General features: G+C 71.1%; 26 protein-coding genes and 1 pseudogene. 15 read left to right on the top strand and 12 right to left on the bottom strand.

Annotated features, from left to right (window positions below; all coding sequences use genetic code 11):
* Positions 1-183: 183 nt before the first annotated feature.
* The 3 genes from ACGFW5_RS11905 to ACGFW5_RS11895 are packed head-to-tail and all read left to right on the top strand — an operon-like array spanning position 184 to position 2,785.
* Complete coding sequence (locus tag ACGFW5_RS11905; protein WP_393834043.1) at positions 184-1,548, top strand: ferric reductase-like transmembrane domain-containing protein; 1,365 nt, start codon at positions 184-186, stop codon at positions 1,546-1,548.
* Between the two features lie 29 nt (positions 1,549-1,577).
* Positions 1,578-2,006, top strand: a complete 429-nt coding sequence (locus tag ACGFW5_RS11900) for an FMN-binding protein (protein ID WP_393834042.1) — start codon at positions 1,578-1,580, stop codon at positions 2,004-2,006.
* 2 nt (positions 2,007-2,008) lie between these two features.
* On the top strand, positions 2,009-2,785 hold the full coding sequence (locus tag ACGFW5_RS11895; RefSeq protein ID WP_393834041.1) for an FAD:protein FMN transferase: 777 nt from the start codon (positions 2,009-2,011) through the stop codon (positions 2,783-2,785).
* Positions 2,786-2,993: 208 nt separating this feature from the next.
* Here the strand turns inward: ACGFW5_RS11895 and ACGFW5_RS11890 are convergent, their stop codons facing one another.
* Positions 2,994-3,617: a trypsin-like serine peptidase gene (locus ACGFW5_RS11890; RefSeq protein WP_393834040.1), complete on the bottom strand. Its 624-nt coding sequence runs from the start codon at positions 3,615-3,617 to the stop codon at positions 2,994-2,996.
* 13 nt (positions 3,618-3,630) lie between these two features.
* On the opposite strand from ACGFW5_RS11890, the gene ACGFW5_RS11885 reads away from it, so the two are divergent.
* The 3 genes from ACGFW5_RS11885 (at position 3,631) to ACGFW5_RS11875 (ending at position 6,437) form a co-directional block, all read left to right on the top strand.
* The gene (locus ACGFW5_RS11885; RefSeq protein WP_393834039.1) at positions 3,631-4,014 is read left to right on the top strand and encodes a hypothetical protein; all 384 of its coding nucleotides are present in this window, start codon (positions 3,631-3,633) and stop codon (positions 4,012-4,014) included.
* Between the two features lie 368 nt (positions 4,015-4,382).
* Positions 4,383-5,369, top strand: coding sequence for a class A beta-lactamase (bla, locus tag ACGFW5_RS11880; RefSeq protein WP_393834038.1), 987 nt, complete (start codon positions 4,383-4,385; stop codon positions 5,367-5,369).
* Positions 5,370-5,645: 276 nt separating this feature from the next.
* Entirely contained in the window at positions 5,646-6,437 is a 792-nt protein-coding gene (locus ACGFW5_RS11875; protein WP_393834037.1) for a phosphodiesterase, read from the top strand.
* Positions 6,438-6,507: 70 nt separating this feature from the next.
* Here ACGFW5_RS11875 and ACGFW5_RS11870 read toward each other — a convergent pair whose 3' ends face one another.
* The gene (locus ACGFW5_RS11870) at positions 6,508-7,581 is read right to left on the bottom strand and encodes a hypothetical protein (protein ID WP_393834036.1); all 1,074 of its coding nucleotides are present in this window, start codon (positions 7,579-7,581) and stop codon (positions 6,508-6,510) included.
* A 524-nt stretch (positions 7,582-8,105) separates the two neighbouring features.
* Between ACGFW5_RS11870 and ACGFW5_RS11865 the strand changes: the two genes are divergently transcribed.
* A complete protein-coding gene (locus tag ACGFW5_RS11865) occupies positions 8,106-8,444 on the top strand; it encodes a thioredoxin family protein (protein WP_393834035.1) in 339 nt (112 codons plus the stop codon).
* A 269-nt stretch (positions 8,445-8,713) separates the two neighbouring features.
* Here ACGFW5_RS11865 and ACGFW5_RS11860 read toward each other — a convergent pair whose 3' ends face one another.
* A complete protein-coding gene (locus ACGFW5_RS11860; RefSeq protein ID WP_393834034.1) occupies positions 8,714-9,904 on the bottom strand; it encodes a PP2C family protein-serine/threonine phosphatase in 1,191 nt (396 codons plus the stop codon).
* A 220-nt stretch (positions 9,905-10,124) separates the two neighbouring features.
* On the opposite strand from ACGFW5_RS11860, the gene ACGFW5_RS11855 reads away from it, so the two are divergent.
* Positions 10,125-11,090, top strand: a complete 966-nt coding sequence (locus ACGFW5_RS11855) for a maleylpyruvate isomerase family mycothiol-dependent enzyme (RefSeq protein WP_393834033.1) — start codon at positions 10,125-10,127, stop codon at positions 11,088-11,090.
* 144 nt (positions 11,091-11,234) lie between these two features.
* Here ACGFW5_RS11855 and ACGFW5_RS11850 read toward each other — a convergent pair whose 3' ends face one another.
* The 4 genes from ACGFW5_RS11850 to ACGFW5_RS11835 form a co-directional block, all read right to left on the bottom strand.
* Positions 11,235-12,470, bottom strand: coding sequence for an MFS transporter (locus ACGFW5_RS11850; RefSeq protein WP_393834032.1), 1,236 nt, complete (start codon positions 12,468-12,470; stop codon positions 11,235-11,237).
* Positions 12,471-13,208: 738 nt separating this feature from the next.
* Positions 13,209-13,376 (bottom strand): hypothetical protein, encoded by a 168-nt coding sequence (locus ACGFW5_RS11845; RefSeq protein ID WP_393834031.1) that lies wholly within the window; start codon positions 13,374-13,376, stop codon positions 13,209-13,211.
* Between the two features lie 226 nt (positions 13,377-13,602).
* Entirely contained in the window at positions 13,603-14,007 is a 405-nt protein-coding gene (locus tag ACGFW5_RS11840; protein ID WP_393834030.1) for a hypothetical protein, read from the bottom strand.
* 348 nt (positions 14,008-14,355) lie between these two features.
* Positions 14,356-15,273 carry a MurR/RpiR family transcriptional regulator gene (locus ACGFW5_RS11835; RefSeq protein ID WP_393834029.1) on the bottom strand — a complete coding sequence of 306 codons (918 nt, stop codon included), beginning with the start codon at positions 15,271-15,273 and terminating at the stop codon, positions 14,356-14,358.
* A gap of 200 nt (positions 15,274-15,473) precedes the next feature.
* Here ACGFW5_RS11835 and ACGFW5_RS11830 point away from each other — a divergent pair, with 200 nt between their 5' ends.
* Together ACGFW5_RS11830 and ACGFW5_RS11825 are read left to right on the top strand one after the other, a co-directional pair.
* Positions 15,474-15,971, top strand: a complete 498-nt coding sequence (locus ACGFW5_RS11830; RefSeq protein ID WP_393834028.1) for a hypothetical protein — start codon at positions 15,474-15,476, stop codon at positions 15,969-15,971.
* 90 nt (positions 15,972-16,061) lie between these two features.
* A complete protein-coding gene (locus tag ACGFW5_RS11825; protein ID WP_393834027.1) occupies positions 16,062-16,754 on the top strand; it encodes a DUF305 domain-containing protein in 693 nt (230 codons plus the stop codon).
* Between the two features lie 218 nt (positions 16,755-16,972).
* Here the strand turns inward: ACGFW5_RS11825 and ACGFW5_RS11820 are convergent, their stop codons facing one another.
* Positions 16,973-17,638, bottom strand: a complete 666-nt coding sequence (locus ACGFW5_RS11820) for a TetR/AcrR family transcriptional regulator (RefSeq protein WP_393834026.1) — start codon at positions 17,636-17,638, stop codon at positions 16,973-16,975.
* A 123-nt stretch (positions 17,639-17,761) separates the two neighbouring features.
* On the opposite strand from ACGFW5_RS11820, the gene ACGFW5_RS11815 reads away from it, so the two are divergent.
* Together ACGFW5_RS11815 and ACGFW5_RS11810 are read left to right on the top strand one after the other, a co-directional pair.
* Positions 17,762-19,042 carry a cytochrome P450 gene (locus tag ACGFW5_RS11815; protein WP_393834236.1) on the top strand — a complete coding sequence of 427 codons (1,281 nt, stop codon included), beginning with the start codon at positions 17,762-17,764 and terminating at the stop codon, positions 19,040-19,042.
* A gap of 20 nt (positions 19,043-19,062) precedes the next feature.
* Positions 19,063-19,254 carry a ferredoxin gene (locus ACGFW5_RS11810; protein WP_393834025.1) on the top strand — a complete coding sequence of 64 codons (192 nt, stop codon included), beginning with the start codon at positions 19,063-19,065 and terminating at the stop codon, positions 19,252-19,254.
* Between the two features lie 296 nt (positions 19,255-19,550).
* Here the strand turns inward: ACGFW5_RS11810 and ACGFW5_RS11805 are convergent, their stop codons facing one another.
* Positions 19,551-20,150 carry a TetR/AcrR family transcriptional regulator gene (locus tag ACGFW5_RS11805; protein ID WP_393834024.1) on the bottom strand — a complete coding sequence of 200 codons (600 nt, stop codon included), beginning with the start codon at positions 20,148-20,150 and terminating at the stop codon, positions 19,551-19,553.
* A 111-nt stretch (positions 20,151-20,261) separates the two neighbouring features.
* On the opposite strand from ACGFW5_RS11805, the pseudogene ACGFW5_RS11800 reads away from it, so the two are divergent.
* Positions 20,262-21,451 (top strand): annotated as a pseudogene (locus ACGFW5_RS11800) (cytochrome P450).
* A gap of 5 nt (positions 21,452-21,456) precedes the next feature.
* Positions 21,457-21,675: a ferredoxin gene (locus ACGFW5_RS11795; protein ID WP_393834023.1), complete on the top strand. Its 219-nt coding sequence runs from the start codon at positions 21,457-21,459 to the stop codon at positions 21,673-21,675.
* A 26-nt stretch (positions 21,676-21,701) separates the two neighbouring features.
* Here the strand turns inward: ACGFW5_RS11795 and ACGFW5_RS11790 are convergent, their stop codons facing one another.
* Complete coding sequence (locus ACGFW5_RS11790) at positions 21,702-22,322, bottom strand: L-threonylcarbamoyladenylate synthase (RefSeq protein WP_393834022.1); 621 nt, start codon at positions 22,320-22,322, stop codon at positions 21,702-21,704.
* Positions 22,323-22,485: 163 nt separating this feature from the next.
* Between ACGFW5_RS11790 and ACGFW5_RS11785 the strand changes: the two genes are divergently transcribed.
* Complete coding sequence (locus ACGFW5_RS11785; protein WP_393834021.1) at positions 22,486-22,938, top strand: hypothetical protein; 453 nt, start codon at positions 22,486-22,488, stop codon at positions 22,936-22,938.
* A 133-nt stretch (positions 22,939-23,071) separates the two neighbouring features.
* On the opposite strand, the gene ACGFW5_RS11780 is transcribed toward ACGFW5_RS11785, so the two are convergent.
* Complete coding sequence (locus ACGFW5_RS11780; protein ID WP_393834020.1) at positions 23,072-24,247, bottom strand: alanine--tRNA ligase-related protein; 1,176 nt, start codon at positions 24,245-24,247, stop codon at positions 23,072-23,074.
* Between the two features lie 275 nt (positions 24,248-24,522).
* Entirely contained in the window at positions 24,523-25,800 is a 1,278-nt protein-coding gene (locus ACGFW5_RS11775; RefSeq protein WP_393834019.1) for an alpha/beta hydrolase family protein, read from the bottom strand.
* Between the last annotated feature and the right edge of the window lie 422 nt (positions 25,801-26,222).

Genomic DNA, 26,222 nt, shown 5'->3' with positions numbered 1-26,222 from the left:
CTGCCAGCATCCCCCGGACTCCCCGGCGACGGGGGAGCACACGGCTCTGAATCTCCTCTGAATCACCTGTGGATCCGGCGCGGATCGCCCCTTTCAGAGGGAACTCAGAAGTACGGATGTGAGGCTGGCCGCGCAACGCCCGCCATGGCGCCGCCCCCGGGGGCCGCCCGGAAAGGGGGCCGCATGGCCGCCAGCATGTACGACAGCCGGCCCGCGGCGCGAGTCCCGCACGCCGCGCCGCACGGCTACGCCGTCATACCCATCGCCGTGCGGGTACTCGTATGGGCGGGAGCCGCAGGAGTGCTCGCCGTGTGGTGGAGCGACACCACATCGGTCGTCGGCACCGCCGGCTGGCTGACCGGCGGCGGCCGCATCACCGGCCTGCTCGCCGGATACGCCTGCGCGGTCCTGCTCGCCCTCATGGCCCGCATCCCCGCACTGGACCGACATGTGGGCACCGACCGGCTCGCCCGCTGGCACGCCATGGGCGGCCGCTACACCCTCTGTCTCGCCCTCACCCACACCCTGCTGATCATCTGGGGCTATGCCCTGACCTCACACGTGAACGTGGTGCAGCAGACCACCACCCTCGTGCTGCACTACCCGGACCTGCTGAAGGGCACCGCCGGATTCCTGCTCCTCGTGGCCACCGGCATCGTCTCCGCGCGCGCGGCCCGCCGTCGACTGCGCTACGAAACCTGGCACTACCTCCACTTCGTGACCTACCTCGCGGTCTTCCTGGTCTTCGGGCACCAACTGTCCAACGGCGCCGACTTCGTGGGCAACCGACCCGTCCAGCTCGCCTGGTACACGATGTACCTGGGCGTGGCCGCTCTGCTCCTGTGGTACCGCTTCATCGTCCCGGTGCGGCGCGGACTGCGCCACCGGCTGCGCGTCGCCGAGGTCCGCACCGAGGCACCCGGCGTCGTCTCGCTCTACCTCACCGGCGACCACCTCGACGAACTCGGCGCGCAACCCGGGCAGTTCCTCCGCTGGCGCTTCCTCACCCCGGGTCTGTGGTGGGCCGCCAATCCCTACTCACTCTCCGCGCCCGCCCACCACCGCTTCCTGCGCATCACCGTCAAGGCCGTCGGCGCCCACAGCGCCGCCCTCGCCGGGCTGGCTCCCGGCACCCGCGTCTGGGCCGAAGGCCCCTACGGCAACTTCACCGCCGCTCGCCGCACCACCACGAAGACGCTGCTCCTGGGCGGCGGCATCGGCATCACACCGCTGCGCACCCTCCTGGAGACCCTGCCCGGCGACATCGTCCTGATCCACCGGGCCCGCCGTCCCGAAGACCTCGCGCTGCGCGCCGAACTCGACGCGCTCGCCGCCGCCCGCGGCGCCCAGGTCCTGTACTCCGTCGACGAGCCGGCCGCCCACCGCATGCCCCTGACGTCCGCGGCACTGCTCCAGTACGTGCCCGACCTGCGGGAACGCGACGTGTACCTGTGCGGACCGCCCGGCATGACCGACGCGGCCCTGCGCGCCCTGCGCGACGCGGGAGTGCGCCGGGCCCGTATCCACCACGAATCCTTCGCGTTCTGAAGCGCGGAACGAAGCCGAGGAGACCTGCCGTGCGCCGAGCCGCCGTCACCACGCTGTCGACCACCGCAGGCGTCCTCCTGCTGCTGTCGCTCAAGCCCCACCAGAGCCACCCGCCCGCGGTGTCCGCACCAGCACCCCGCCCCGCGGCCTCCACGCACACCACCCCGGCCACCGGCGTCCGCACCGGTGACTTCACCGGAGACGTCATCGGCACCCGGTACGGGCCCGTCCAGGTGTCCGTCACCCTCGACAAGGGCCGTCTCACCGCGGTCAATGTCCTCCAGGTGCCCTCGGAAAGAGGCCGGGACCAGGAGATCGCGGCGCGGGCCGTTCCCCGGCTGACCGAGGAGGCGCTGGGTGCGCAGAGCGCGCAGATCGACGCCGTGTCCGGCGCGAGTTACACCAGCGAGGGCTACATCCAGTCCCTGCAGAGCGCGTTGGACAGGGCCGGTGCCTGACAATGAACCAGGCGACCGAGGGGCTGCGTCACGCCGAACACGTGATGGGCACCGTCTTCTCCTTCGACATACGCGACCGTCCCACCCGGGACATCCGGGACGCCCTGGCCGAGGCCGTCACCTGGCTGCACCACGTCGACGCGGTGTTCTCGCCCTACCGGCCGGACAGCGACATCAGCCGCCTGGCGCGCGGCGACACCGGGCTGAGCGACTGCCCGCCCGAAGTCGCCGACGTCCTGGCCCTGTGCGACGACGCCACCGCCGTCACGGACGGCTGGTTCAGCCACCACGCGAGTGGCCGGCTCGACCCCTGCGGGCTGGTCAAGGGCTGGGCAACCGAACGCGCCTCCCACATCCTGTACGACGCCGGTGCCCACAACACCTGTGTCAACGGCGGCGGCGACCTCCAGCTCAGGGGCGAGGCGTCACCGGGCACGCCCTGGCGCGTCGGCATCGCGCACCCATGGCATCCCGGCCGTCTCCTGAGGGTCGTCAGCGGACGCGACCTCGCCGTCGCCACATCGGGCACCGCCGAGCGCGGCCACCACATACTCGATCCGGGCACCGGCCTGCCCGCCGCGGGGCCCGCGTCGGTCACCGTGACCGGACGCCACCTCACGCAGGTCGACGCCTACGCGACCGCCCTGTTCGCCATGGGCGCCGAGGCCGCCCGCTCCTGGACCGAGGACCACGACGGATACGAGACCCTGCTGCTGACCTCCGCCGGTGACGTATGGCAGAGCGGACACTTCCCGGCCGTGCCCGGCACCCCGTCATGAGGGCCGCCCACCGGCAGCGCGGACACTTCCCGGCCGTGCCCGGCATCCCGTCATGAGGGCCGCCCACCGGCAGCGCGGACACTTCCCGGCCGTGCCCGGCACCTGGCCGTGAGAGCCCGGTGGCGGCGAGCGATCAATTCCGCGGCCGGCGACCGGCTCCGCGACCGGGCGACCGGCACCGCGCGCTGAGGGCCCCGAACCCGTGGTGTCAGGACCCGGCAGGCGGGGCGCCCGCGGTCGCCGCGTCGTACAGAGCCCGGGTGGCGGTCCCGAAATACGCGCTGTAGGAGATCTGCGAGGTGTTGCCGCCGGTGTGGTAGCCCCCGATGACCCCGATCACCCCCCACCCGCCGGCCCACGGCACCAACATGGGACCACCACTCGTCCCACCCACGAACGCGTCGCAGGCGATGCGGCAGAAGGTGCCCGGGTCGGCCGAGTCGTCGCTGACCCACTTCGTGGTCCGGCTCATGCACTCAAGCGGCTTCTGCGCGCCACCGGGATAGCCGATCATCCGGACCGGCGTGTGGGAGTACCCCGTCCCAGTGAGCAACGAGACCGCGCCCGTCGCGTCCTGGAGCGACTTCCCTTCCTCGTTGGGCTCAGTGACCGCGAACCCGAAGTCGTAGGCGGCGCCCGCGTGTTCACCCCGGTCGTAGTACTCCTGGGAGACGTACACGCCGTCGTCCTTGACCGGGAAGACACCGAACGGCTTGAGACCGTCGTGGTACTGCGGCACGAAGGCAAGCCGGCGACGCGGCGACGCGCCGGAGTACCCCTTGAGGCAGTGCCCGGCGCTGAGCACCAGATCATGGCCCGGGCTGCGCACCACGGAGCCACTGCATGTGCGACCCGAACCGGAGGCGTCGGTCCAGAAGAACGTGCCGGCCTCCGGGATACCGTCGAAGCTCCTGCTCGGCGGGATCTTCTCGCCGGGCTTCGGCCCGTCCACCGAGAGCGCGTCGGCGTCGGTCGACAGCGGACCACCGACGCCACCGATGTCGGGCGACGCGGCCGTCAAGCGGGCGGCGGTCCAGTACGCGCTGAGCCGCACGGCCTCCGGATTCGGCTTCGCCAAGGGCGGCGACGGCCGCGGGGGCGGCGGGGGCGCCGCGAACGCCGCCGGGCCGAAGCCGGCCGAGGCCAGCAGGGCGGCCGTGAACACGGCGGCATCTCGGATGATCCTCGTCCTGCGCACCATCAGTTCCCCTCTGCCCGGACATATGTGACGACTCACCATACGGCGACGCGGTTGGGGGCAGAAGTGCCCGAGTCCGCACGGGCGCGGCGCTACGGCGTAGGGGTGACGGGAGTGGCCCCGGCGAGGTGAACGTGCCGCGAAGCGACAGTTGCCGTTGCCGTTGCCGTTGCCGTTGCCGTTGCCGTTGCCGTCGAGGTCGAGGTCGAGGTCGAGGTCGAGGTCCGAGTCCCGGTCGCGGTCCCGGTCCCGGTCGCGAACGCGGTCGTGGACGGGAACGTGGGAAGCCGGTCGACGGCTGGAGACACGCGCTGGAACAGGCCTGATAGGCGGATCGCTATGGCCGTGTTGCCCGGACGCCTCTTGGACGCCGCGGGCCCGGCCTGTTCTGCTGGAGCCATGCGAGACAACACGACACGACTTGCCTCACCGCGTCGCTCCCGTACGAAGGGACCCGCGGTCCTGCTCGCCCTCACGGTGCTCGCCACCACCGCTGCCTCGACCGCGCAGGCGGCCGAGATTCGGGACAGGGCGCCCGACCACATCGCTTCGGTTCGAGCGCCGCTTCCCGGGCGCGACACCCATGTGGCCCACGCCATCCATCAGTTGGAGGCCACGCACGACGTACGGATCGGCGCGTTCGCGCTCGACACCGGCACCGGACGGACCGTCTCCTACCGCGGCAGCGAGAGCTTCCCCTCCCTGTCCACCTTCAAGGCGATGGTGTGCGCCGCCGTTCTCGACAGGGCACGGCACACCGAGCCGGGTCTGCTGGACAAGGTGGTGCACTGGACGAAGGCCGACGAGGTCGCCAACTCCCCACTCACTCAGGGCAAGGGAGAGCAGGGGATGACGGTCGCCGAACTCTGCCAGGCGGCCATCACCCGGAGCGACAACACGGCGGGCAATCTGCTGCTGCGGCAGATCGGCGGCCCTGCGGGGCTGACCCGCTACTACCGGTCCCTCGGCGATCCGGTCTCGCGACTGGACCGCTGGGAGCCCGAGTTGAACCGCTGGAAGCCCGGCGAGCAGCGCGACACCACGAGCCCGGCGGCCATGGGCCGCGACCTCGCCGAGGTCTCGCTCGGTGCGGGCCTGGCACCTGTCGACCGGACCCGTCTGAACACGTGGCTCCGCGCCACCGCCACCGGCGACGCGCGCATCAGGGCCGGGCTGCCCAAGGACTGGACCGTCGGCGACAAGACGGGCACCAGCGACTCCTACGGGTCGGCCCATGACATCGCCGTCGCATGGCCCAGGTCCGGCCACCCGGTGATCATCGCGATCTACACCAACCACACGACGGCCGACGCGGCCGCCGACGAGGCGGTGATCAAGAGCACGGCATCAACGCTGGTGCGCGGGCTGGGCGTCGCGACCGACTGACATCCCCCCCGGCTGCCCCCCGGGATGCCCCTGCCCGCCTGCCCGCCTGCCCGCCTGCCCGCCTGCCCGCCTGCCCGCCTGTCTGCCTGCCCGCCTGTCTGCCTGCCGCGCGCCGCCCGGCCCCCTCGGCTCGGTCGGTGGGGCGCCGCGTTCGCCCCCCTTAACACCGCCACCTCCGCCGCTCCCGACCCGCCCGACCCGCCCGCCCCGCCCTCACGCTTTCGCCCTGAGCGTGAGGGGTTGTGGGCCGGGGGCACGATGGTGAAGCGTGCGGAGATGACCTTGGCCATGGCTCATCTCAGCGACCCGCACATCACGGCAGGCGCGCTGGCCGGCGCCCCGGCGCAGGCGTTGAGCCGCGCTCTCGGCCGTGTCCTCGCCCTCGACCCACAGCCGGACGCGGTGGTCATCACCGGCGACCTCACCGACCGGGGCCGTCCCGAGGAGTACGCGGTCCTGCGCGACATACTCGCGGGCTTTCCGCTGCCGCTGCATCTGGTCGCGGGCAACCACGACGATCCCCAGGCGCTGCGTGACATCTTCGGCGGCACCGCGTTCCTGGGCGGAACGCATGCGACGCGCTACGTGGTGGAACACCCCGGCTTCACTGTCGTCGTCGCCGACTCCAAGGTCCCCGGCTCCGCCGCAGGACGCCTCGGAAGCGACCAACTGGCGTGGATCGACACGGTACTTGGCTCCCGGCGCCACCTCCCGGCGCTGGTCTGTCTGCACCATCCACCGATCCCGGTCGGTATCCCCTTTCTGGACGGGATGCGCCTGGCCGACAGTGAGGAACTGGCCGCGGTGGTGGGCCGCCACCCCCAGGTCGTGCGCGTCCTCGCGGGTCACGTCCACCGTTGCGTCACCGCCGCGTTCGCCGGCACCACCCTGGCCATCGCTCCCAGCACCCATCTCCAGAGCGGTCTCGCCCTGCGCGGCGAGCTCCCCAATTACCTCGCGGAGCCCACCACCTTCCTCCTCCATCTGCGTACGGAAACAGCGTGGGTGACCCACACCGTCCCCGTCAGCCACGCGGGCGCCCCGTTGGCCATGTGGTCGGGCCCCTGACAGAAGTCCCGTCACCGGTCCTGGCGCACACCGCCCAACGCCCGGCGCAGAAGCTGTCCCTGATGACCCATCAGTTCGCGAAACCCACATGCACGTGGTCGTGGTGGGTGTCGTCGGAGAAGAACTGGTTCGCCGTGGCGCCGCCCGACAGCCGCACGGGGCCGCCCACGTTGTACGACCCTGCCGCCGCGGCGGCCTGCATGAAGGCGCTGATCAGAGCCCGGGATGTGCCCGGATCGACCACGGGGCGGCCGTCGATGCGCCACACGTCGAAGGCCCGGCCGAGCGGGTGGTCGCTGGGGCGGTCGGTGCCGAACACATCCAGCGGATGCCCCGAGCGTACGACGCTGATCGACAGCCGGTAGGAGCCCGCGAGCCGCAGCATGGCGCGCAACGCACTGTCGTGCACGGCGCCACTGCGGATGTCGGCGGCGGAGGCGGGCGGCAACTCGATCCGGGACTGGGCGAGCACGTCGCGGGCCGCCGGACCCGGAGCGCGGGCCGGGCCCGGCGTCGCGGGGTGCAGAGCCGAGACCCGCCAGCCGGAGGCGTCACGGCTGAGCCGTACGTCGACCGTGGTGCCGCCGGGCCGGACAGTGGCGCCGGTCAGAGTCGGCTGGTCGCAGACGACCAGAACACTCGCCGAGTCGGAGAGGATCCCGCCGTACTGGGCGTCGATCACCCGGACCACGGCCGCATCGGCGGGCGGGGCCAACGACCCTGCTTGTGCGGCGAGTTGAGACGCGACCGCATCGGCGATACCCAGCTTGGCGGCCCGCTCCGCCGCCGCACCCTCGCCGCCCTGTCCTACAGGCCACGTCCCAAGCGCCTCCACGAGCCGGACCGCGGCGAGCTTGGCGGCGGGCTCGATCTCACCGGGGCCCGGCCGCCACGCCACGGGCCGGGGCAGTTCGGCATGAGGGCTCACGCCGGCGGACGGCTTTCGCGAGCCGGGTGCGGACGAGGCAGGGGCGGACGAGCCGGGTGCGGACCGGGTGGCGGTGGGGGAAGAGGCCGAGGGCGCCGGAGTCGCGCCGCCCGAGCAGGCGTCGGCGCTCACGCACCAGGCGGCCGTGCCGAGCAGCACCGCACGGCGTGCGACGGTGCGGGGCGGGAGCCCGCGGGGCAGGGGAGGCAAGGCCATGACGGCTCCTTGAACGTGCGGCGGACGCAATGGCCCCCCCGGTCAGTATCTGCCCCGCCCCCATGGCGGCGGCGCACATCGCCGCGAGCCGGGCAGGTGGTTTCGAGAGCCGTTCCGGTGTCGGCGCTCCGGACCACATGCCGGCGGCGCGCTGCGCGACGATGTACACCGGGCCGGCAGCCACGACGGCAGTTGGCCCTTGCCGTGGGTGGATGTCGGTTGCTTGAGCGGCGTCAACGGTCACAGCCGCCCCCGCCCCAATGCGTCGGCCACCGGACCGAACCGGGTCCGCTCCAGGGGGGGGAGCCGCACCGGGTTCATGAGCCCCGCCCTGGACGCACGACTCGTCCGAAAGGGGTGGCCGGACACCGGCCGCAAGATCATTTCGCGGCCCGGAAAGCAGGCGGGGCGGGGACAGGGGCGGTACGCGGCCGGGGTGATGATGGGACGCCGCAGTACGGAGTAGTGCGGTGCGAAGCAGGACGCATCAGAACATGCGGCAAATCCGGAACACGAGGAGAGTCATGGCACGCAGGGTCCACCAGGCACGGGAGAACGAAGAGTTCGCCTTCATCCTCGCCATGGCCGGCGGCCCGGTGCTCGCGTACTTCTGCGGGACCTGGCCGAAGGCCGTCGAGGCATGCCGGACGATGGACCCGGTGGTGGGCGACGCCGCAGAGGAGTACGCGGGGCGTCTGACCGCGGTCAAGGTCGACATGACACGGTGCCCCGACCCCGTACGACGCTACGGTGTCACCGGTGCGCCCACTGTTGTCCTGATCAAGGACGAGGAGGCGGTCGCCTCGGAGGCCGGACCGATGGACCGGGCCGCGCTGAAAACATTCCTGGACGCAAACCTCTGAGCCGCCCCCGGCCAGCGCCCAAGGACCGGCGGCCAGGGTCCAAGGACCGGCGGTGAGTGCCCATGGACCGGCGGCCAGGGGCCAAGACTGGCGCGGCGGCGTCTTCCGGCGTCCTCCGGCGTCTTCCGGCGTCTTCCGGCGTCCTCCGGCGTCATATGTCGACTTCCATCGTCTTCCCCGCCCCCTGCCGTCTCTCCGCTCGCGTCCAGCACCGGGGCCGCCGCGCGACGCTCCCCGCCAGCACGCGCCAGGGTCCGGGAAACGCACCGTCAGGCGGGCGGGGCCGGCATTTCGATCGCCACCATCGCCGCATCGTCGCCGAGAGTGTGGGTGGGGGTGTGTGCGAGGAGGTCGTCGCGCAGGTGGCTCAGCAGGGCGCGGGGGCCGGATCCGTTCCAGGCGGCCGCGCGCTCGGCCAGCGGGTAGAAGTCGCCCTTCCCGTCGCGGGCCTCCAGGACGCCGTCCGTGTAGAGCAGCAGAATGTCGCCCGGCTCGAACGGGAAGGACTGCGCGGTGAGTTGAAGATCCGTCAGTTCCACGAGGCCGAGCGGAGGCGCCGGTTGGTCCACCTCCAGCGCGATCACGCGGTTGCCGCGCAGGATCAGCGGCGGCGGGTGGCCGCAGTTCACCAGGTGCAGGGTCCGGCCGGTGTCCGGAATGTCGACCAGGGCCGCGGTGATGAAGGCCTCGCCGTGATCGTCCGAGTAACGGGCGGCATCCAAGCCGTCACCGCTTCGGGCGGCGAGACCGCTGTCGGTCACCGTAGGGCCGGATTCCTGACCCTGGGCACCGTCCAGATCGGGTGCGACCGCCCGCTCCAGGTAAGCGGCCAGCGACGGGAGGTCGGCCTCCTGATGGGCCGCCGCCCGGGAGGCGCCCAGGACGAGCGCCGCGTCCCCGACCGCTTCGAGCCCCTTTCCCCGTACGTCACCGATGATGAGCCGCGTGCCGAGGGCGGTGCGCGCGGCGGCGTACAGGTCGCCGCCGATCCGGGCTTCCGCCGCCGCTGCCAGGTACACGCTCGCGACGCGCAACGGTCCCAGGCGCTCGCGCAAGGGCCGCAGCACGACCTGCTGCGCCGCCTCGGCGACCGAACGCAACTGCACCAGCTCCCTCTCGTGCACCTCACGCAGATGGGCGAAGAGCGTCACGAACACCGAGATCAGGACCAGCGTGATGATCTGGAACGTGTGGTTGACGTCCGAGACGCTGCCGCGCACCATCGCGACGACCACCTGCGCAAGGACCGCGACGCCGCCGATCAGGCCCGTGGTCCGTGGCCCGGCGAACGACGCCGCGACGGCGGGAGCGGCCGCGAGGAACGGGCCGAGGTGCACGTCCGGCGGAGCTAGGAGGTCGACCACGGTGACGAGCGCGATCAGCGCGAACGGCACCGCTGTCAGAGCGTGCCGCGGGGCCAGGAAGCGGAATCGGACCACACGCGGTGCCTGAAGATCCATCCCTCCTGCATACACCGCACCCGCGTCCACCACCCTGCCGGCGTGGCCGAACGGCCCCGGGCGCCCGGCCCGCGAGCGACCCGACTCCGCGAGGTGACAGCACGCGAAGCAGACTGATCCGAGCGGCGGCCCATCGCGGCGGGCCTGCCGGGAAAGCCACGACATCCTGGACGGGTCCGAGCCGTCGGACCGAGAGAACGAAACGGAAATCGTGCAGCCGATGACCATGGACAAGGACAGGAGCGTCGAGATGGATAGGGATTCGGGCGTCGGAAGCGACATCGGTGGGGGAGAGGCCGCTCCCGGCATGGGCATGGGCACGGACTCGGGGATGGGCGCGGGCACTGACGGGAACGGGGGCGGGGACGGGGACGGTTCGAGGGAGTCGAACGGAGTGGGCGATCCCGCGCTCCACTGCGCCGCGGTCCTGACGGAGACCGCCACATTCGTGTCGGTCGTCGAGGGCGCGGACCTGGCGACGCCGGTGCCCAGCTGCCCCGGCTGGACGCTCGTCGATCTGATCCGGCACACCGGAAGCGTGCAGCGCATGTTCTCCTGGCTGCTGAGCCGGCGCTTCCAGGAGCGCCCCAGCAGTCGCGACACGGAGCTCGACCTGCCGGCGAGTGACGACGGGTACCCCGGCTGGTTGACCGCGAGCGCGCAGGTCGCCGCAGGTGTCTTCGCCCACACCGATCCGGGCTTGCCGATGTGGGTGTGGGGCGCCGACCCTCATGCCCGGTTCTGGATGCGTCGGATGCTGTGCGAGACGCTGGTGCACCGGGTCGACGCGGAACTCGCCATGGGCCTGCGGCCCGCGATCGACCCCGCGCTCGCTGCCGACGGGGTGGACGAGTTCCTGGTCAACCTGCCCTACGCCGCGTCCTTCGCGCCCAAGACCGCCCAGCTGCGCGGCGAGGACGAAACCATTCGCTTCCGCTGCACCGACCGGGCGGGCGACTGGCTGATCCGCCTGCGACCCGACGGTTTCGGACTCGTGCCGCAGCCCGCGAATGGCGCGGATCCCGCGGACGCCGAGTCCCCGGACCCTGCGGACGCCACCGTGCAGGGAGCCGCCGCCGATCTGCTCCTGTTCCTGTACGGGCGCCTCGACCTCAAGGCGGCGGCCATCGAGACCGTCGGCGACCACGGCCTGCTCCAGCGCTGGGTCGCCCACTCGGCTTTCTGACCGCCAGTCCGCGAGATCCGCTCCGCGTGCGTACGCGAACGGGCCGCCCCCCGCCACATGGTGCGTACGCGAAGCGGCCGCGCTCCGCCACATGGTGCGTACGCACACGGGCCGCGCCCCGCTCGGCGACACGGGGCCGGTACGTCACCCCTCGGCGCGCTCAGTGCGGGGTTCGGGCCAGGTCAGTTTCCTTGCGGCGTGGACCGATACCGCGAGCACCATCAGGATCGCGGTCGCACCGCCGAGTGCCATGGCCGTCGACGCCGAGGACCGGTCGACCACGATGCCACCAGCCAGCGCCCCGAGGGAGAAGGTGGCCTGGAATGAGGCGGTGAACAGGACGGACGAAGCCTCCGGGGTGTCGGGGGAGGCCTTGGCGAACCAGGTCTGCGAGCAGACGGGCACGGCCCCGTACCCGGCGCCCCAGACCGTCAGCAGAACGATTGCCGCCGGGTCCCATCGACCCAGCACCGGAAGCAACAGGGTGGCTCCCGCGATCATCGCGGCGGCCACCGCGAAGGTGGCGCGCGGGTGGCGGGCGACGTACGCACCGCCGAGGAAGTTGCCCGCGATGCCCGCCACTCCGTACATCAGCAGATGGACCGTGATGAGGCAGGGGCTCACGTGGGTCACGCGCTCAAGGAAGGGCGTCACATAGGTGTAGGTGCCGAAGTGTGCGAGGACGATGAGGAAGGTCGCAGCGAGGGCGAACCGGGTGTTGACGTTCCGCAGCATGGCGCCGAGCACGTGCAGGCGGGCCGTCCGCACGGCGGGCAGTGGGGGGACCACCACGAGCAGCAGGGCCAGGACGGCCAGCGTGAAGATTCCCATGACGAGGAACGCCGTCCGCCAGCTTGTGAGGTCGCCGATGAACGTGCCCGCCGGCACGCCCAGCACTGAGCCGAGTGGGACCGCCGCGAAGATCACCGAGGTGGCCCGGGCCACCGATGCGGGGGGCACGAGCCGGCCGGCGAGCCCCGCACCGATGGACCAGAAGCCGCCGATGGTGACGCCGACCATGATCCGGGACACCAGCACCACCCAGTAGCTGGACGCCGCTGCGGCAAGGAAGTTGGCCAGCGCCAGCAGGAGGACGAACGCGGCCAGCATCAGCCGCCGGTCGACGCGGCCGGTCGCCACGGTGACCAGGGGCGCCGATACCGCGGCGAGCAGGCCGGGCATGGTCATCATGAGTCCGGCCATGCCGTCCGAGATGGTGAAACTGGACCCGATCTCCGTCAGCAGCCCGATGGGCAGTATTTCGGTGGTGACAATCGAGAAGATCCCCAACATCACCGACACCGCGCCCAGCCAGGAGACCAGCGGTGAGCGAGCCGCGGGGGCGACAGCGTCGAGGGAGTTGGCGGTTGCTGTGGGCATGAATCCCGTCCTGGGTGGGGCGACACATGGTGTGCCCCCACTCCAGCAGGGCGGGAAGCCGGCATCTGGCGGGTTCCCGACACCACCCGCACACCCGCAGGGTCATGTCGCGTTTCCGCGAACGCCGGGCGGGCCGCCGGTGGGTGTGGGGAGAGTCCACAAGTAACTCGATGTGGCCAACTCGGCATGACACAGGGGGAGTTGGCGCCTCGCCTCGGCGGACGAGCCGACGGCTCACTGGCTTGTTCGGCCCCACACGATCGCACGCCGCCCACTCACTTGCGCAGCCCTGCTCGCCACACTCCGCCCCGCACGATCGCGCCGCCCCACTCACCTGCGCACCCTCGCTCGCCACACCACGCCGCGCACCCCGCGCCGCCCCACTCACCCCCGCCGCCACACACATCGGCCACCCCCGCATGCCCTCCCCCCCACGGGGGCTCACGCGCACGCCTGGGCGCTCCGGCGCCGCGGGGCGTCGGAGCGTGCGTCCTCGGGGAGGGGAAAGCGGTGGCGGACCCACCAACAGGGCGTTCTCCGCCGCCAGTTGTGTCCGCGCTGATTGTGTCCGCGCTAGGGGGTGTCTGGTGGATCAGGGTCGGTCAGGGTGCGGCGCCTGGTGCGGTGCATCGCAAGGCGCCGGAACGTCGTGATGGCGGAGCTATCGGGGCGTTTCGGCAACGCCGCGAGGTGCCGTGCCAGGCGCCGCACCCCCGGCCATGATCCACCAGACACCCCCTAGTTGTGTCCGAACTTTCGCGGGTGCTTGTGGGAGGCCTCGGGCGCCGGGTGCATGCGCTCCGACGGGAGGGGGGTCTTCGTCTGCTCGTCGACCTCGGTGGTGGTGCTGCGTTCGTGGCCGCCGGTGCGGGCTCCGCGGTTCTGGCGGGACTGCTTCTTGCTCATGGTGGTCGCCCCCTGCTGGGCAGGTCGGAGGTTGAGCCACCTCCACGCTTGCACGCGCCCCCGTAGATCGCATGTCGGCTGCGGGTCGCGGGTCGCGGGTCGCGGGGCACAGAGGGCACCGGCGGTGGTCAACGGGCCCCGGCGGTGCGGGGGGTGTCGCCTGCGCAGGCGCCCCGGTGACCCGGGCGGAGGCGGCGGCGCCCGCATCCGTCCGGCGGTCCGGTGGTCACCTTCGCTGCGCGGGTGACCTGCGCGGAGGGACGCCGTCGTCCACCAGCGCGTCCATGACGAGCCGGACGCCCCGGGCCAGGCGGCCCAGCTGTTCGAGCTCCATCGCGTACATCCTGATGGTGTTCTCGATGACGGCAGGGGCCACCCCGAGGGTGGGGAGTTCGGCGCGGCTGGTCTGAAGGGCCACGCGCACCGCACGGATCTCGTGCTGCACCTGGATCTGGGCGTGCCGGGCGAGCAGGACGTGGTGGCGGACCAAGGGGGAGTAGCCGGCGTAGCGGGCCGGCAGCAGGTCGCGCAGCCAGCGTGTGGCGGTGCGTTCCCAGTCACGGCTACCGGGCGGCTTGACCTGACAGGGCCAGTCGGGGCTCAGCGTGGTGGTGGGGGCCGTAGGAGGCATGCTCGTCGCTTCCGATGGGTGGCGAACTCTGATCGAGAGGTGATGGGCGGCCCCGGCTCAGGGGTTAGCCGGGGCCGCCACGGGCGGGCCACCGGATCCAACAGCCTGGATCGGACATCCGGCGCGACGTGAGGAGGGGGGCGTCACGCCGGATGTTCGATCACAGAGGGACTGGGGTCGCTCTCCTTTGGCGTGGGGGGAGCGATGGCCGCCACGCCTCAGTAAACATATATACCGTTGAGTAAACAAGGGTATGAAAAAATTCATGCTGCGCGAGAGTGTGAAGATCCTGCGGACTGAAGGGGCGAATCCGGCCCTGAGGGAACAATCGGAAGGCTGAAGGGCCGACTAGAGGAAGAAACCATGCTTGTCGGCGGCCTGCTCGTACTCTTCGAGCCGTGCCTGTGTGCGCTCCGGATCGGCGTCCGCCATCGCTTGGAGGATGGCCGCGGCGAGGACACCGGGCGCCGCGTACGAGTCGAACACCAGGCGTGAGCCCGTGCCCGCGGTCAGCGCCACATCGGCCTCGTCGACGAGAGGGCCGAGCGTCGTGTCCGTGACCAGGGCGATCCGAAGGCCGGCGCTCCGGGCCGCCCGCAGCGCCGCCAGCGTCTCCTTGGCGTGCCGCGGCATGGCGAACGCCAGCACCCACGTACCGCCCGCCGAACGGGACTGCAGCAGCGCGTCGTAGGCGACGCTGCCGCCGCGCGTCACCAGACGCACATCGGGATGGATGCGCCGGGCCGCGTACGCGAAGTACTCCGCGAGGGACACCGAGATCCGCAGGCCGAGGACGGTCAGCGGCACCGAGAGGGCCAGTTCGCGGCCGATCTCCAGGACCTGGGTGGTGTTGGCCACCAGGCGGCGCACGTGCTGAAGGTTCTCGATCTCGGCGTCCACCGCCGCCTGGAGCTCGTTGTGACGGCTCTCCTCGCGGCCCTCGGGGGTGCCCGCGACCGCGCTCAGGGCGATCGGCTGAAGCGCTTCCCGCAGCGCGGGATAACCGCTGTAGCCGAGGGAGGCCGCGAAGCGCGTCACCGAGGGCTGGCTCACGCCGACCCGTTCCGCGAGCTCGGTGATCGAGAGGAACGCGGCATCGGTGAGATGGTCGATGAGGTACTGGGCGATGCGGCGCTGCCCGGGCGAGAGCCGGTGGCCGTCGAACAGGGCGCGGACCCGGTCCGCCGGAACGCGCTCATGGTCCGAGGGCTGCCCGCTCGGCTTGATCGCGGCCGACTGGGCGCGTACCTGCTGCCCGGATGACACCGGTGGTCCTCCTTCTCGCGCCATGTGTGCTCAAAACATAGCTCACCCCCGCCGAAGGCCAACCCAAATTCCACCACTGACCTGGCTACTTCGGCCGCCCGCACCGTCCTCGCGGGGGCAGTGCGGGCCGCGGTCGAGGTGAGCATCCCGGGGCGGCCACGCCGGGCGGATGTGTCCCACCTGATAAACCCGGTGGGGGTATGGTCGGGCCCGGAGCGCACAAGCCGTACGAGCGAGAGAAGGCCGAGGCAGCCGTGGACCGCGGGTGGACGAGCAAGGCGGGTCCGTCCCGGCTGTTCCTGCTGTGCGCGGTCCTGTTCGGGCTCTTCTCCATGCACGGGGCTCCGGCGAACGCGGTGGCGGGATGTCACGGCGAGACGGCCCTGACGCCATCCATGAGCGAGCCTTGGAAGGCATCCATGAGCGAGCCCCTGAAGATGGCTCACTCAGCCATGCCGGCCGAGCGGCCGGGCGCGCATGCCGGGCCAGTCGTCACGGGGGCGAGCGGGGACCTGTGTGTGTCCACTCCCGCCCGCGAACGGCTGCCGCTGGCCGGTGGCCTCCTCGCCGTGCTGGGTCCGGCGGTTGTGATGGCCCGAGGACGCTCCGGCCCCCGGGCGGCGCTGCGCGGGGCGCGGCGCGGGCCACCGCTCGCCGGCAGAGGTCTGCTCATCCAGGTGTGCGTCGCCCGGACGTGACGGGCCGTCCGGACCCATGGGGCCCGGCCACATGTCCTGTCGGTTTCCCGTGCCCCAGCAGGGGTGCGGCCACCTGGAAAGACCCCTTCCATGTCTGTTTCCCGACCCTCTCCTGCCCGCCGCCGCATGCTGGCGGCAGCCGGCGCCGGTGCCGTCCTCGCCGTGGCGTTGACCGCTTGCGGTTCCTCCGGCGGCTCCACGTCCGGCCACCCCGCCACGCCCGGCATGCACCACGGCCCCGCCACCGCCTCGTCCTCCGGCGGCGTGCGCTCCGGCGACCCGTACAACGACGCGGACGTGACGTTCGCCCAGCAGATGATCCCGCACCACCGGCAGGCCCTCCAGATGGCCCGGCTCGCCGACGGCCGCGCCACCGACCCCGAGGTCAAGAACCTGGCCACCGCAATCGCGAAGGGCCAGAACCCCGAGATCAACACGATGGAGGGCTGGCTGAAGGCGTGGGGCAAGCCGCTCCCTTCGGCCTCCTCGTCGATGGGGGACATGCCCGGGATGCACCACGGTTCGGACGGCTCGTCCGCCATGCCGGGGACGATGTCCGACCAGGACATGAGCGAACTCGCATCCGCCAAGGGCGAGGACTTCGACAAGGACTTCGCCCGGTTGATGATCGGCCACCATCAGGGCGCGGTCACTATGGCCAAGGACGAGCAGAAGAACGGTGACAACCCTGACGCGAAGCGCCTCGCGGGTAACGTCATCGCCGCGCAGAACGCCGAGATCGAGCAGATGAACAAGATCCTCGATCGGTTGAAGCGGCCGTAGCACGAGCGGGGCGCCGGCCCGGCTCCGGCGAGAGCCGGCGCCCCGCACCCGCCCAGCGGGCGCAGCCGCCCGCGTGCGCCGCGCGACACGCCCCCGTCGGGAGCGGGGGCCGGGCGGCATCGTCCTCAGCGTCACCCGCGTACGTTCTCGGCGGACCGGGCCGTGTGGATGGAGGCTCCGGAGGACGGGGACGGGCGGGGTACCGAGGGACGCGGCAACTAGCCCGCGTTGTTCGGAGTTCGCGGGCCCGGCTCGCGGGCGGGGGCCGGGGCTCGGAGCAGCGGCAGGTACACGTCGTCGACGATGTCCGTGATGACCTCGTCCGTCACGGGGGAGCCGAACAGGAGAAACTGGTTGCGCAGCAGGTCGGTCGCGACCGTGGCCCGCCGCGAGGTCAGTACCCAGGGCTCCACCTCGCCGCGCTCGACGGCCCGTTCGAGGATGATCATGACCGTGGAAGGCCGCACGGTGTGGATCCGCTGCCGGATGAGCTCGGCAAGCTCGCGATCACGGGTCATCTCGGCGAGGAGGCCCCGCATGATGTCGCCCAGCGGACTGGCCATCAAGGCCGCCATCTGGCGCAGCAGAAGCAGCGCATCGCTGCGGAGGTCTCCGGTGTCGGGCAGGTCGACCTCGGAGATCTTCCCCAACTTGCAGGCCTCCACCACCAGTTGGGCCCGACTGGGCCAGCGGCGGTAGACGGCGGCCTTTCCGGTACGGGCCCGGGCGGCCACCCGCTCCATGGTCAACGAGGCGTAGCCCACCTCGGCGAGCTCGTCCAAAGTCGCCAGAAGAATGGCGCTTTCCAGTTCCTCGCCGCGACGGCGTGGGCCTTTGCGGTGGTCAAGGGGTGGTTCCGTGGCCGAATCGGCACCGTTGGGCACCCCTGCCTCCCGTGTCTGTCCCGTAGGGGCCGTTGCGTTCTCCAGGGGGGACAGCCTAGCCTCCCGATTAGAGAACAGTCCGTTCTTTAATCGTCTGAGGTTTCGAGGGAATCGATGACCGACATGACAGAGAAGACCCCTACGCTCGCCGGGCAATCGACCGGGCAATCGACCGCGCAATCCACTGCCCGGTCGACCGCGCAGCCGACCGCACACGACGCCCCGGCCTTCCCGGCGGACCGCACCTGCCCCTACCAACTGCCGGACACCTACCGCCAGTTGAGGGACGAGCCGGATGCGCTGCGCCCCGTGACCCTGTACGACGGGCGGCGGGCCTGGGTGGTCACCAAGCACGAGGCGGCACGCACGTTACTCGCCGACCCCCGGCTCTCCTCCAACCGCACGGACACCCGCTTCCCCAACACCTCCCCGCGCTTCGAAGCCATCCGGCAGGCGCGCCCCGCGTTCATCGGCCTGGATCCCCCCGAGCACGGGGTCCGTCGCCGGATGACGATCAGTGAGTTCACCGTGAAGCGCATCAAGGGCATGCGCCCGGACGTCGAGCGCATCGTGCACGGCTTCATCGACAGCATGCTCGCCGCCGGGCCCCCCGCCGACCTGGTCAGCCAATTCGCGCTGCCCGTCCCCTCCATGGTGATCTGCGAGCTGCTCGGCGTGCCCTACGCCGACCACGACTTCTTCCAGGACGCGAGCAGGCGCCTGGTGCAGTCCGAGGACGTGGCAGGCGCGGCGGCCGCCCGCAAGGACTTCCAGCGGTATCTGGACGGCCTGATCACCACGATGCAGTCGCAGCCCGGCTCCGGGCTCCTGAACAACCTGGTGACACATCAGCTGGCGGACGGCGCGATCGACCGCGAGGAACTGATCTCCACCGCGCTGCTCCTGCTCGTCGCAGGACACGAGACCACGGCCTCGATGACATCGCTCAGTGTGATCACGTTGCTGGAACACCCCGAACAGCACGCCGCCCTGCGAGCCGACCCGTCCCTGGTGCCGGGAGCGGTCGAAGAGCTCCTGCGTTATCTGGCCATCGCCGACATCGCGGGCAGTCGTGTCGCCACGGCCGACACCGAGATCGACGGACAGCTCATCCGCGCCGGAGACGGCGTGATCGTCACCAACTCCATTGCCAACCGCGACGGTTCGGTGTTCGCGAACCCCGACACCTTCGACGTCCACCGCTCCGCCCGTCATCACCTCTCCTTCGGGTTCGGAGTGCACCAGTGTCTCGGCCAGAACCTGGCCCGCCTGGAACTCGAAGTCATCCTCACCGCGTTGTTCGACCGTATTCCGACCTTGCGCCTGGCCGTCCCGGTGGAGCGGCTGACGTTGCGCCCCGGCTCGACGATCCAGGGTGTCAACGAGCTCCCGGTCACCTGGTGACCGAGGGGAGAGGAGAGGTCATGCGGGTGACCGCCGACCGGAACGTATGCGTCGGCGCCGGACTGTGCGCGCTCACCGCGCCCGGCGTCTTCGACCAGAACGACGACGGTCTCGTCGATGTGATCACGCCCGAACCCGCCCCGGCGCAGCAGGCCGCCGCGCGCCAGGCGGGCAGCCTCTGTCCGTCCGGCGCGGTCCGGGTCACGCAATAGCGGCGCCACCCGCACCGGTCCGGTCCGGCCCCCGGACCGGACCGCAGCCGGTGACGCCGGCCCCTGCGGATGGACCGCATCACGTGCGGCCACTGCCCCCGGGTGCCGGAAGGCGCTCACCGGCTCCGGCCCGGGCGAACGCCGTACGGTCCGTGGGAGTCCGTGGGACGTCGTACGGTCCGGGCGGACGCCGCACGGTCTGGGCAGACGCCGCACGGTCCAGCGCGGACGCCCGCCCTACGACCGCCTCCCCCTGCCGTCTCCCCCCGCCGTTTCCCCGTAGATGACGTGAACAGCTAGCGCGGGCCGCTCTCGGGGGGCGCGGACCAGAGATGGTCCAGGGTGCCGACCACGAGGCGGCACACCGTGTCCGGGTCCGCGCTCGCCAGCGGCTCGCGCGCGACGACCGTTCGCATCAGGCCGATGCCGAGCAGCCAGGCCATGGCCAAGTCCGCGCGCAGAGCGCCGTCCTCGGCTCCGGACAGCGCGGCCAAAGCGCTCTGGTACTGCTCGCCCAGCTCCCGCAGCGTCCCGGTCGCCTCGTCACCTCGGCCGATGGAACGCAGGTAGACCTCCAGGGAGCGGTCGGCGCTTCCGGCCGCGCTGCTGGACAGCATCGAACGCAGCGCCGTCTCGAAAAGCTCCTCGGGCCGTGTGGCACGCAGCTGTTCCAGGCCGCCCTGCGCGACGACTTCCGTGAGCAGCCCCTGCTTGGACCCGAAGTACCGGAACAGCAGAGCCTGGTTGGCTCCGGCCCGCTGGGCGATCTCGCGCACCGTCGCCCCTTCGTAGCCGCGCTCCGCGAACAGATCACGGGCGGCGTCGAGCAGTCGCCGCCGGGTGGCCCCGGCATCGCGGCGGCGCTCATGGGCGGGCGGGGCGGGGGCGTGGTCCATGGGGACGATCCTCTCGAACGGCCCGTCAGGATAACGGCCACAATGCGCCGTTGACCGCCCCCGAGGCCGGCCCTACCGTTGTAAGCAGCTGCTTACATCTGGGAGGCCGCAGTGACGACAGCCGACATCACCCCCCTCGCCTATCCCTTCAACGCCTCCGACGGGCTCCGGCTCGCCGACGAGTACGAACGCGTACGCGAACAGCCCGGCCTGTTACGGGTCCAGCTTCCCTATGGGGAGCCCGCCTGGCTCGTCACCCGCTATGCGGACGCCCGTCTCGTCCTCGGCGACCAGCGCTTCAGCCGGGCCATGGGGGCCCTGCACGACGCGCCCCGCCAGTCCGAAGGGCGCACCGACAGCGGGATCCTCGGCATGGACCCGCCGGACCACACGAGGTTGCGCTCCCTGGTGGCGCGGGCCTTCACCGTCCGCCAGGTCGAAAAGCTCCGCCCGCAGGTCCGCCAGCTCACCGCGAGCCTGCTCGACGACCTCGAAGCGGCCGGACCGCCTGCCGATCTCGTGGACACCTATGCGCTGCCCCTGCCGGTGGCGGTGATCTGCCGACTGCTCGGCGTGCCCACCGAAGACCGTCCGCGCTTCCGGATCGGAGCGACGCGGCTCTCTCGACGAGCTCACTCACCGCCTCGGAGTTCGAGGCGAACCGCGAGGAACTGCGGTCCTACATGGGCGAGTTGATCACCCGGCACCGCGAGGAACCGCAGGACGACCTGATGACCGCGCTCATCGAGGCCCGCGACGGCGGCGACCGCCTCTCCGAACTCGAACTCGTCGACCTGTGCGTGGCGGTCCTGGTGGCCGGGCACGAGACCACCGCCTCCCAGATCCCCAACTTCACCCTCACCCTGCTGGAACACCCCGACCAGCTGGCCCAGCTGCGGGCCCGGCCCGAACTCGTCGCGAACGCGGTGGAGGAGCTGCTGCGTTTCGTCCCCCTGGGCAGCGGGGCCGGCCAGCCCCGCTACGCCACCGAGGACGTCGAGGTGGGCGGCACTCTGGTGCGGGCCGGCACCCCGGTTCTGGTCGCGATGGGCGCCGCCAACCGCGACGCGCTGCGCTTCACCGCCCCCGGCGTGCTCGACATCGCCCGCGAAGGCAACCAGCACCTGGGTTTCGGCCACGGAGTCCACCACTGCCTGGGCGCCCCCCTGGCCAGGCTGGAACTCCAGGAGGCACTGAGCGCCCTCATCACCCGCTTCCCGGGCCTGAAACTGGCCGGCGACGTGACCTGGAAGTCCGAGATGCTGGTCCGCGGCCCGCGCGTCATGCCGGTCGCGTGGTGAGCGCCATGACCTGGACCGTACGCGTGGATCCGCAGCTCTGTCTGGCATCGGGGATGTGCGCGGGAGCCGCGCCCGATGTGTTCGCTCTGGACGGCGAGCACGCGCGGGCGCTGCGGGACGGGATCGAGCCGGACGAGCGGATCCTGGACATCGCCGACGCCTGCCCCGCCCAGGCGATCACGGTGTCCGACGAGAGCGGCGTCGTCGGCCCTCGTCGCGACTGACGCCCAGCCGTTTCGAGGACCGGAACTTACTCGAACCGTGCGGTGTCGCCCGCTCCCCGGCGTACGATCTCCAGCTCACCGCCGGAGAAATCGATCACCGTGGTCGGCTCGGTACCGCAGTCCCCGGAGTCCAGCACCGCGTCCACCACGTGATCAAGGCGCTCCTTGATCTCCCAGCCCTGCGTCATCGGCTCGTCCTCGTCCGGCAGCAGCAGCGTGCTGGACAGGAGCGGTTCACCGAGATCGGCGAGCAGCGCCTGAGCGACGGCGTGGTCCGGGATCCGCACGCCGACCGTCTTCTTCTTCGGGTGCAGCAACTGCCGTGGCACCTCCCTCGTGGCGGGCAGGATGAACGTGTAACTGCCGGGTGTGGCCGCCTTGATCGCGCGGAACACATCATTGTCGATCTGCACGAACTGTCCCAGCTGGGCAAAGTTCTGGCACACCAGAGTGAAGTGGTGGCGGTCGTCCAGAGCGCGGATCGACCGAATCCGGTTGATGCCGTCACGGCTGCCCAGCTGACATCCCAGCGCGTAACAGGAGTCGGTCGGGTATGCGACGAGCGCGCCGGAACGGATGCTGTCCGCCACACTGCTGATGGTGCGCCGCTGAGGATTGTCGGGGTGCACGTCGAAGTACTTTGCCATTCGACGAGTCTAACGACGTCGTGCGCGACTGAGCTTGGGCCGCGCTGGCCTCACGGGCCGGCCGACGGACGACTGCCGCGGGGCGCCGCCGTCGTAGAGCTGACCCGATGGCCTGAGTATGTCTACTCAGGCCACCGGTCGGCGACCGGTGGAGGATGGAGCCATGGACACCTCCCGCACAGAACCATCCGCCGTCGTACCCCGCGTGTCCGGAGCGACGGCCACCGGCGCGGTTCTGGCCTGCGGTGCCGTGTCCTTCTTCTCCTGGGTCAAGCGTGACAGTGACCGGGCATGCGTGAAGACGGACGGCCTCTGCTGGACCTGGTGGGACTGGGCAGCCATCCCCCTCTCCTTGACGACTGCCCTGGTCATCCTGATCGTCGTCTACAAGCAGCTGGACATCCGGCCACGGCTCGCCATCATCCCGCCGACGGTCCTGCTGGCACCCTTCCCTCTCCACGCCGCACAAGCGACCGCCGGCTGGTGGGCTGCCGCCATCACCGGCGGAGCATGGTCCTGCTCCCTCGCCCTGACCGCATGGACTCGCTACCGGACCCTGGGGATCGCGTCTTCAGCCGCGCTTCTGCTCGCGTCACTCATCGTTGCCTACCGCTGAATCGGGCCGTGGAGGTCAGACCACCGGGGTCCCCACCTTTGCGTACACCCTGTGGGCCCCGGCCGCTGGTCAACCCTTCGCGAGGGAGCCGGTCGGCGGGGCGGGCCCGGCGAGCCCCGCGCCCGCGCGCCGTTCACTCCTGGGTGCCGCCGCGCAGACCGAGTACGAGATCCCGGGGCAGGCCATGAGTGTCGTGGAGGTAGCCGTAGTCCTCCTCCGTGAGCCCGCCGGAGAAGCGGGACTGGGACAGGACGCGGCGACCCCGTTCGAGAAGCCTGGTGAAGCGCCGCTCCTCGTCCAGCAGGACCGTACGGACCGAACCGGTGTGGCCGCACTGCCCGAAATGGTCCAGGGTGTGCTGGAACAGTTCGCCCGGCAGATCGCCGAGCGTGCGCGACGGATCGACCCGCCACAACGTGGTGAGCACGCGCCGGACCAGCCGCCGCAGGACATACCCGCGCCCGGTGTTGGACGGCAGGACACCGTCGCCGATCACCACGATGGCCGACCGCAGATGGTCGCACACCAGACGCAGCGACGGTTCGTCCAGCGGCCACAGCGACGGCACCGTACGCATCCACGGCTCGAACAGGTCCGTCTCGAAGACCGACCTCTTGCCCTGGAGGACGGCGGTGAGCCGTTCCAGACCGAGCCCGGTGTCCACGTTCGACTGCGGCAGCAGGCTCAGGGAGCCGTCGGCGCCGCGACGGTAACGCATCATCACGTGGTTCCACACCTCCACCCATCGCTCGTCGCCGGTCGGTGTCGAGCGCGGTGGCGTGTCCCCCGTCCAGACGAAGATCTCCGAGTCGGGGCCGCAGGGACCGGTCGGACCGTTGGACCACCAGTTCTCCTCGGCGGTCAGCTCGACCGGGACCCCGCGTTCCTCCCAGGTCCGCAGGGAGCCGGTGTCGGGGCCGCAGTGCTCGTCGCCGCCGAACACCGTGGCGTGCAGCAGCCCCGGATCGATCCCGAAGCCGTCGACGAGCAGATCGTGGCCCCAGGCGATGCTCCGGTCGCCGTCGTAGTCCCCGAGCGACCAGGTGCCCAGCATTTCGAAGACCGTCAGATGGGTACTGTCGCCGACCTCGTCCAGGTCGGTGGTGCGCAGACAGCGCTGCACATTGACCAGACGCCGGCCGAGCGGATGCGGGCGGCCCTCCACGTACGGGGTCAGCGGATGCATGCCCGAGGTGGTGAACAAGACGGAGTCGCCGGGCGGCGGCAGCAGGGTCGAACCGGTGATGCGCCGGTGGCCCCGGTCGCGGAAGTACTCGACGAAAGTGTGGATGACGTTCTCGGTGTCCATGGCTGGGGATCCTTCGCTGGCTGGGCAACCGGAAAGGGACCGCGGGCACGGCACGCGAACAAGGATCCAGAACGAGAATCCGCCGCTCCGCCGGGCGGGCCGTTTCCGGTCGCCGGGGGAGGGGGAATGAGGTCAGGCGGCGGCAACCGGCGAGCTGGTCGCTCGCGCGGTCGAGGTGCCGATACAGATGATGACCTTCATGCCGTCCACGGTACTGGGGCACGTGACCCGTGCGCACCCGAATTCCGCTCCCGCCCCCGGCTCCCGGCCTCCGCTCACTTCACGAACCGCACCTGCGGGAAGCGCTCGGAGGGGCCGTCGAGCAGATGCCGGTCCTGGCCCCGCAGCCAACGGTCGAAGAAGGCCGACACGTATGTCTCCTGCGCGGCCACCGATTGTTTCGCCGCAACCGTGCCTATGTTGGCGGCAACAGTCTGCTTGGACAGCCCCAACTCGGTTGCCAGCTGCGGTATTTCGGACTGCATGTCGGTGTAGCTCGCATGCTCGGCGCCGACGAGGGTCAAGTCCCTCAGCCACCCGCTGCTGTGCTGCCACGCCGCGCCCCAGGACGCGACCGTGTGATGATCGTCCCCCTCCTTGCCCATCAACAGCAGAGGCCGGTCGACGCCGTCCGTCCCGACCGAGGACGGGTTGGCCGGGTCGTCGTCGAGCTGGGTGTAACCAAGGACGCCGTCCAGATCGGCCGCGGCCTTGATGCGCCTGTCGTCGTGCAGGCTCTGCGCGGCCGTGAACCCGCCCGCGGACTGCCCGAACATCCCCACGGCGCCGACGTCGAGCGCCCCTCGCAGCTGACCGGGCAGCTGCCCCAGCTGATCCAGTACGAACCGTGTGTCCGCCACGCGCACCGACATGGACTTCTTCAACAGGGCCGTAACCTGCTCATCGCCGGCTTTGGCCGCCTTGGCGAACTCCTGCGGCAGTACGGATTTCTCCACGCGCCCGCCCGGGAACTCGACCGCCGTCGCATCGTAGGTGTGGTCGATCATCACCACCACGTAGCCCCGTGACGCGAGATCGTCGCACAGCGTGGTGCCCAGGCTCCGTGGATCCGCGGCGCCGGGCGAATACAGCACCACCGGGAATCCGCGTGCGCCGTGCGCCGCGATCGGCGCCTGCTCATACGCATGAGTTCGCGTGGCCGCCCAGTCGACCCGGCCCTTCGGTATGTCCGTCAGATTGTTCAGCGCGTCGAACCCCGCCGCCTCGCCCGGCAGCATCTGCGGCGCCCTTGCATGGCCGGCGACATCGCGTGCGGGGTAACGGACGCTCACCATCAGCTCCCGGTGGGGCTGCGAGCCCACCCACGGGTCGGGACGGCTGCGATCGGTGAGGTGCAGTGACGTGGTTCCGACCGGATACGGTCCCGTCGGCGCGGGCAGCGTCACCCGCGCACCCGGCGGCGGGGAAGCGGACCCCACGGCGGCCGGGACGGCGTCGGACTCCGCGGCGGCCGGAGTGAAGCAGGCCAGGCACGTGGCCGCGGCCAGCGCGGCTGTGGACAGGAACACCTTGCGGGAGAACGAAGTTGTCATGACTCAAGGCTGAACCAGCGGCCCCCTCCGCACCATCGTGCAGCCCCCCGCTCATGGGGTTCGGATTTTCCGAACCCCCGGCCCGTCCCGAACCCCCGACGCGGAGGCCCAGGGGCTCGGACGCCTCGGAGCCCCGAGGCCCCAACGCCCGGCGGGGCTTGGCCGGCTGCGATCTGGCGCCCCTGGGCCCAAGGAGAACCCCGTGACTTCTGGACCGGATGGGCTGGATGGGCCGGGTGGACCGGACGAACCCGGCGAGTGGACGGCCGCGGTGCCCTGATGGGGGGAGTACCGGGGAATGTGCCGTCCACTCGCCGGGCGCCTTCCCGGTGGCGGCGCGGCAGCCTCGAACTCCCGCGGTTGCCCTGCCGGATGCATCTGCCCACCGGGAGCTTGTGGTGGTGCGCCGGGGATGGCGCGGG

The sequence above is a fragment of the Streptomyces sp. NPDC048416 genome, from assembly GCF_043200435.1.
Taxonomy (GTDB): Bacteria; Actinomycetota; Actinomycetes; order Streptomycetales; family Streptomycetaceae; genus Streptomyces.
This window is presented reverse-complemented; position numbering and strand designations above follow the sequence as displayed.

Bases quoted from the DNA above. Each gene is read 5' to 3' on its own strand.
- ACGFW5_RS11895 (WP_393834041.1), top strand. From the start codon at position 2,009: ATGAACCAGGCGACCGAGGGGCTGCGTCACGCCGAACACGTGATGGGC.
- ACGFW5_RS11830 (WP_393834028.1), top strand. From the start codon at position 15,474: ATGGTCGGGCCCGGAGCGCACAAGCCGTACGAGCGAGAGAAGGCCGAG.
- ACGFW5_RS11795 (WP_393834023.1), top strand. From the start codon at position 21,457: ATGACCTGGACCGTACGCGTGGATCCGCAGCTCTGTCTGGCATCGGGG.
- ACGFW5_RS11780 (WP_393834020.1), bottom strand. From the start codon at position 24,247: ATGGACACCGAGAACGTCATCCACACTTTCGTCGAGTACTTCCGCGAC.
- ACGFW5_RS11850 (WP_393834032.1), bottom strand. From the start codon at position 12,470: ATGCCCACAGCAACCGCCAACTCCCTCGACGCTGTCGCCCCCGCGGCT.
- ACGFW5_RS11785 (WP_393834021.1), top strand. From the start codon at position 22,486: ATGGACACCTCCCGCACAGAACCATCCGCCGTCGTACCCCGCGTGTCC.
- ACGFW5_RS11775 (WP_393834019.1), bottom strand. From the start codon at position 25,800: ATGACAACTTCGTTCTCCCGCAAGGTGTTCCTGTCCACAGCCGCGCTG.
- ACGFW5_RS11855 (WP_393834033.1), top strand. From the start codon at position 10,125: ATGACCATGGACAAGGACAGGAGCGTCGAGATGGATAGGGATTCGGGC.
- ACGFW5_RS11810 (WP_393834025.1), top strand. From the start codon at position 19,063: ATGCGGGTGACCGCCGACCGGAACGTATGCGTCGGCGCCGGACTGTGC.
- bla (WP_393834038.1), top strand. From the start codon at position 4,383: ATGCGAGACAACACGACACGACTTGCCTCACCGCGTCGCTCCCGTACG.
- ACGFW5_RS11865 (WP_393834035.1), top strand. From the start codon at position 8,106: ATGGCACGCAGGGTCCACCAGGCACGGGAGAACGAAGAGTTCGCCTTC.
- ACGFW5_RS11905 (WP_393834043.1), top strand. From the start codon at position 184: ATGGCCGCCAGCATGTACGACAGCCGGCCCGCGGCGCGAGTCCCGCAC.
- ACGFW5_RS11875 (WP_393834037.1), top strand. From the start codon at position 5,646: ATGACCTTGGCCATGGCTCATCTCAGCGACCCGCACATCACGGCAGGC.
- ACGFW5_RS11845 (WP_393834031.1), bottom strand. From the start codon at position 13,376: ATGAGCAAGAAGCAGTCCCGCCAGAACCGCGGAGCCCGCACCGGCGGC.
- ACGFW5_RS11870 (WP_393834036.1), bottom strand. From the start codon at position 7,581: ATGGCCTTGCCTCCCCTGCCCCGCGGGCTCCCGCCCCGCACCGTCGCA.
- ACGFW5_RS11790 (WP_393834022.1), bottom strand. From the start codon at position 22,322: ATGGCAAAGTACTTCGACGTGCACCCCGACAATCCTCAGCGGCGCACC.
- ACGFW5_RS11805 (WP_393834024.1), bottom strand. From the start codon at position 20,150: ATGGACCACGCCCCCGCCCCGCCCGCCCATGAGCGCCGCCGCGATGCC.
- ACGFW5_RS11815 (WP_393834236.1), top strand. From the start codon at position 17,762: ATGACAGAGAAGACCCCTACGCTCGCCGGGCAATCGACCGGGCAATCG.
- ACGFW5_RS11860 (WP_393834034.1), bottom strand. From the start codon at position 9,904: ATGGATCTTCAGGCACCGCGTGTGGTCCGATTCCGCTTCCTGGCCCCG.
- ACGFW5_RS11825 (WP_393834027.1), top strand. From the start codon at position 16,062: ATGTCTGTTTCCCGACCCTCTCCTGCCCGCCGCCGCATGCTGGCGGCA.
- ACGFW5_RS11840 (WP_393834030.1), bottom strand. From the start codon at position 14,007: ATGCCTCCTACGGCCCCCACCACCACGCTGAGCCCCGACTGGCCCTGT.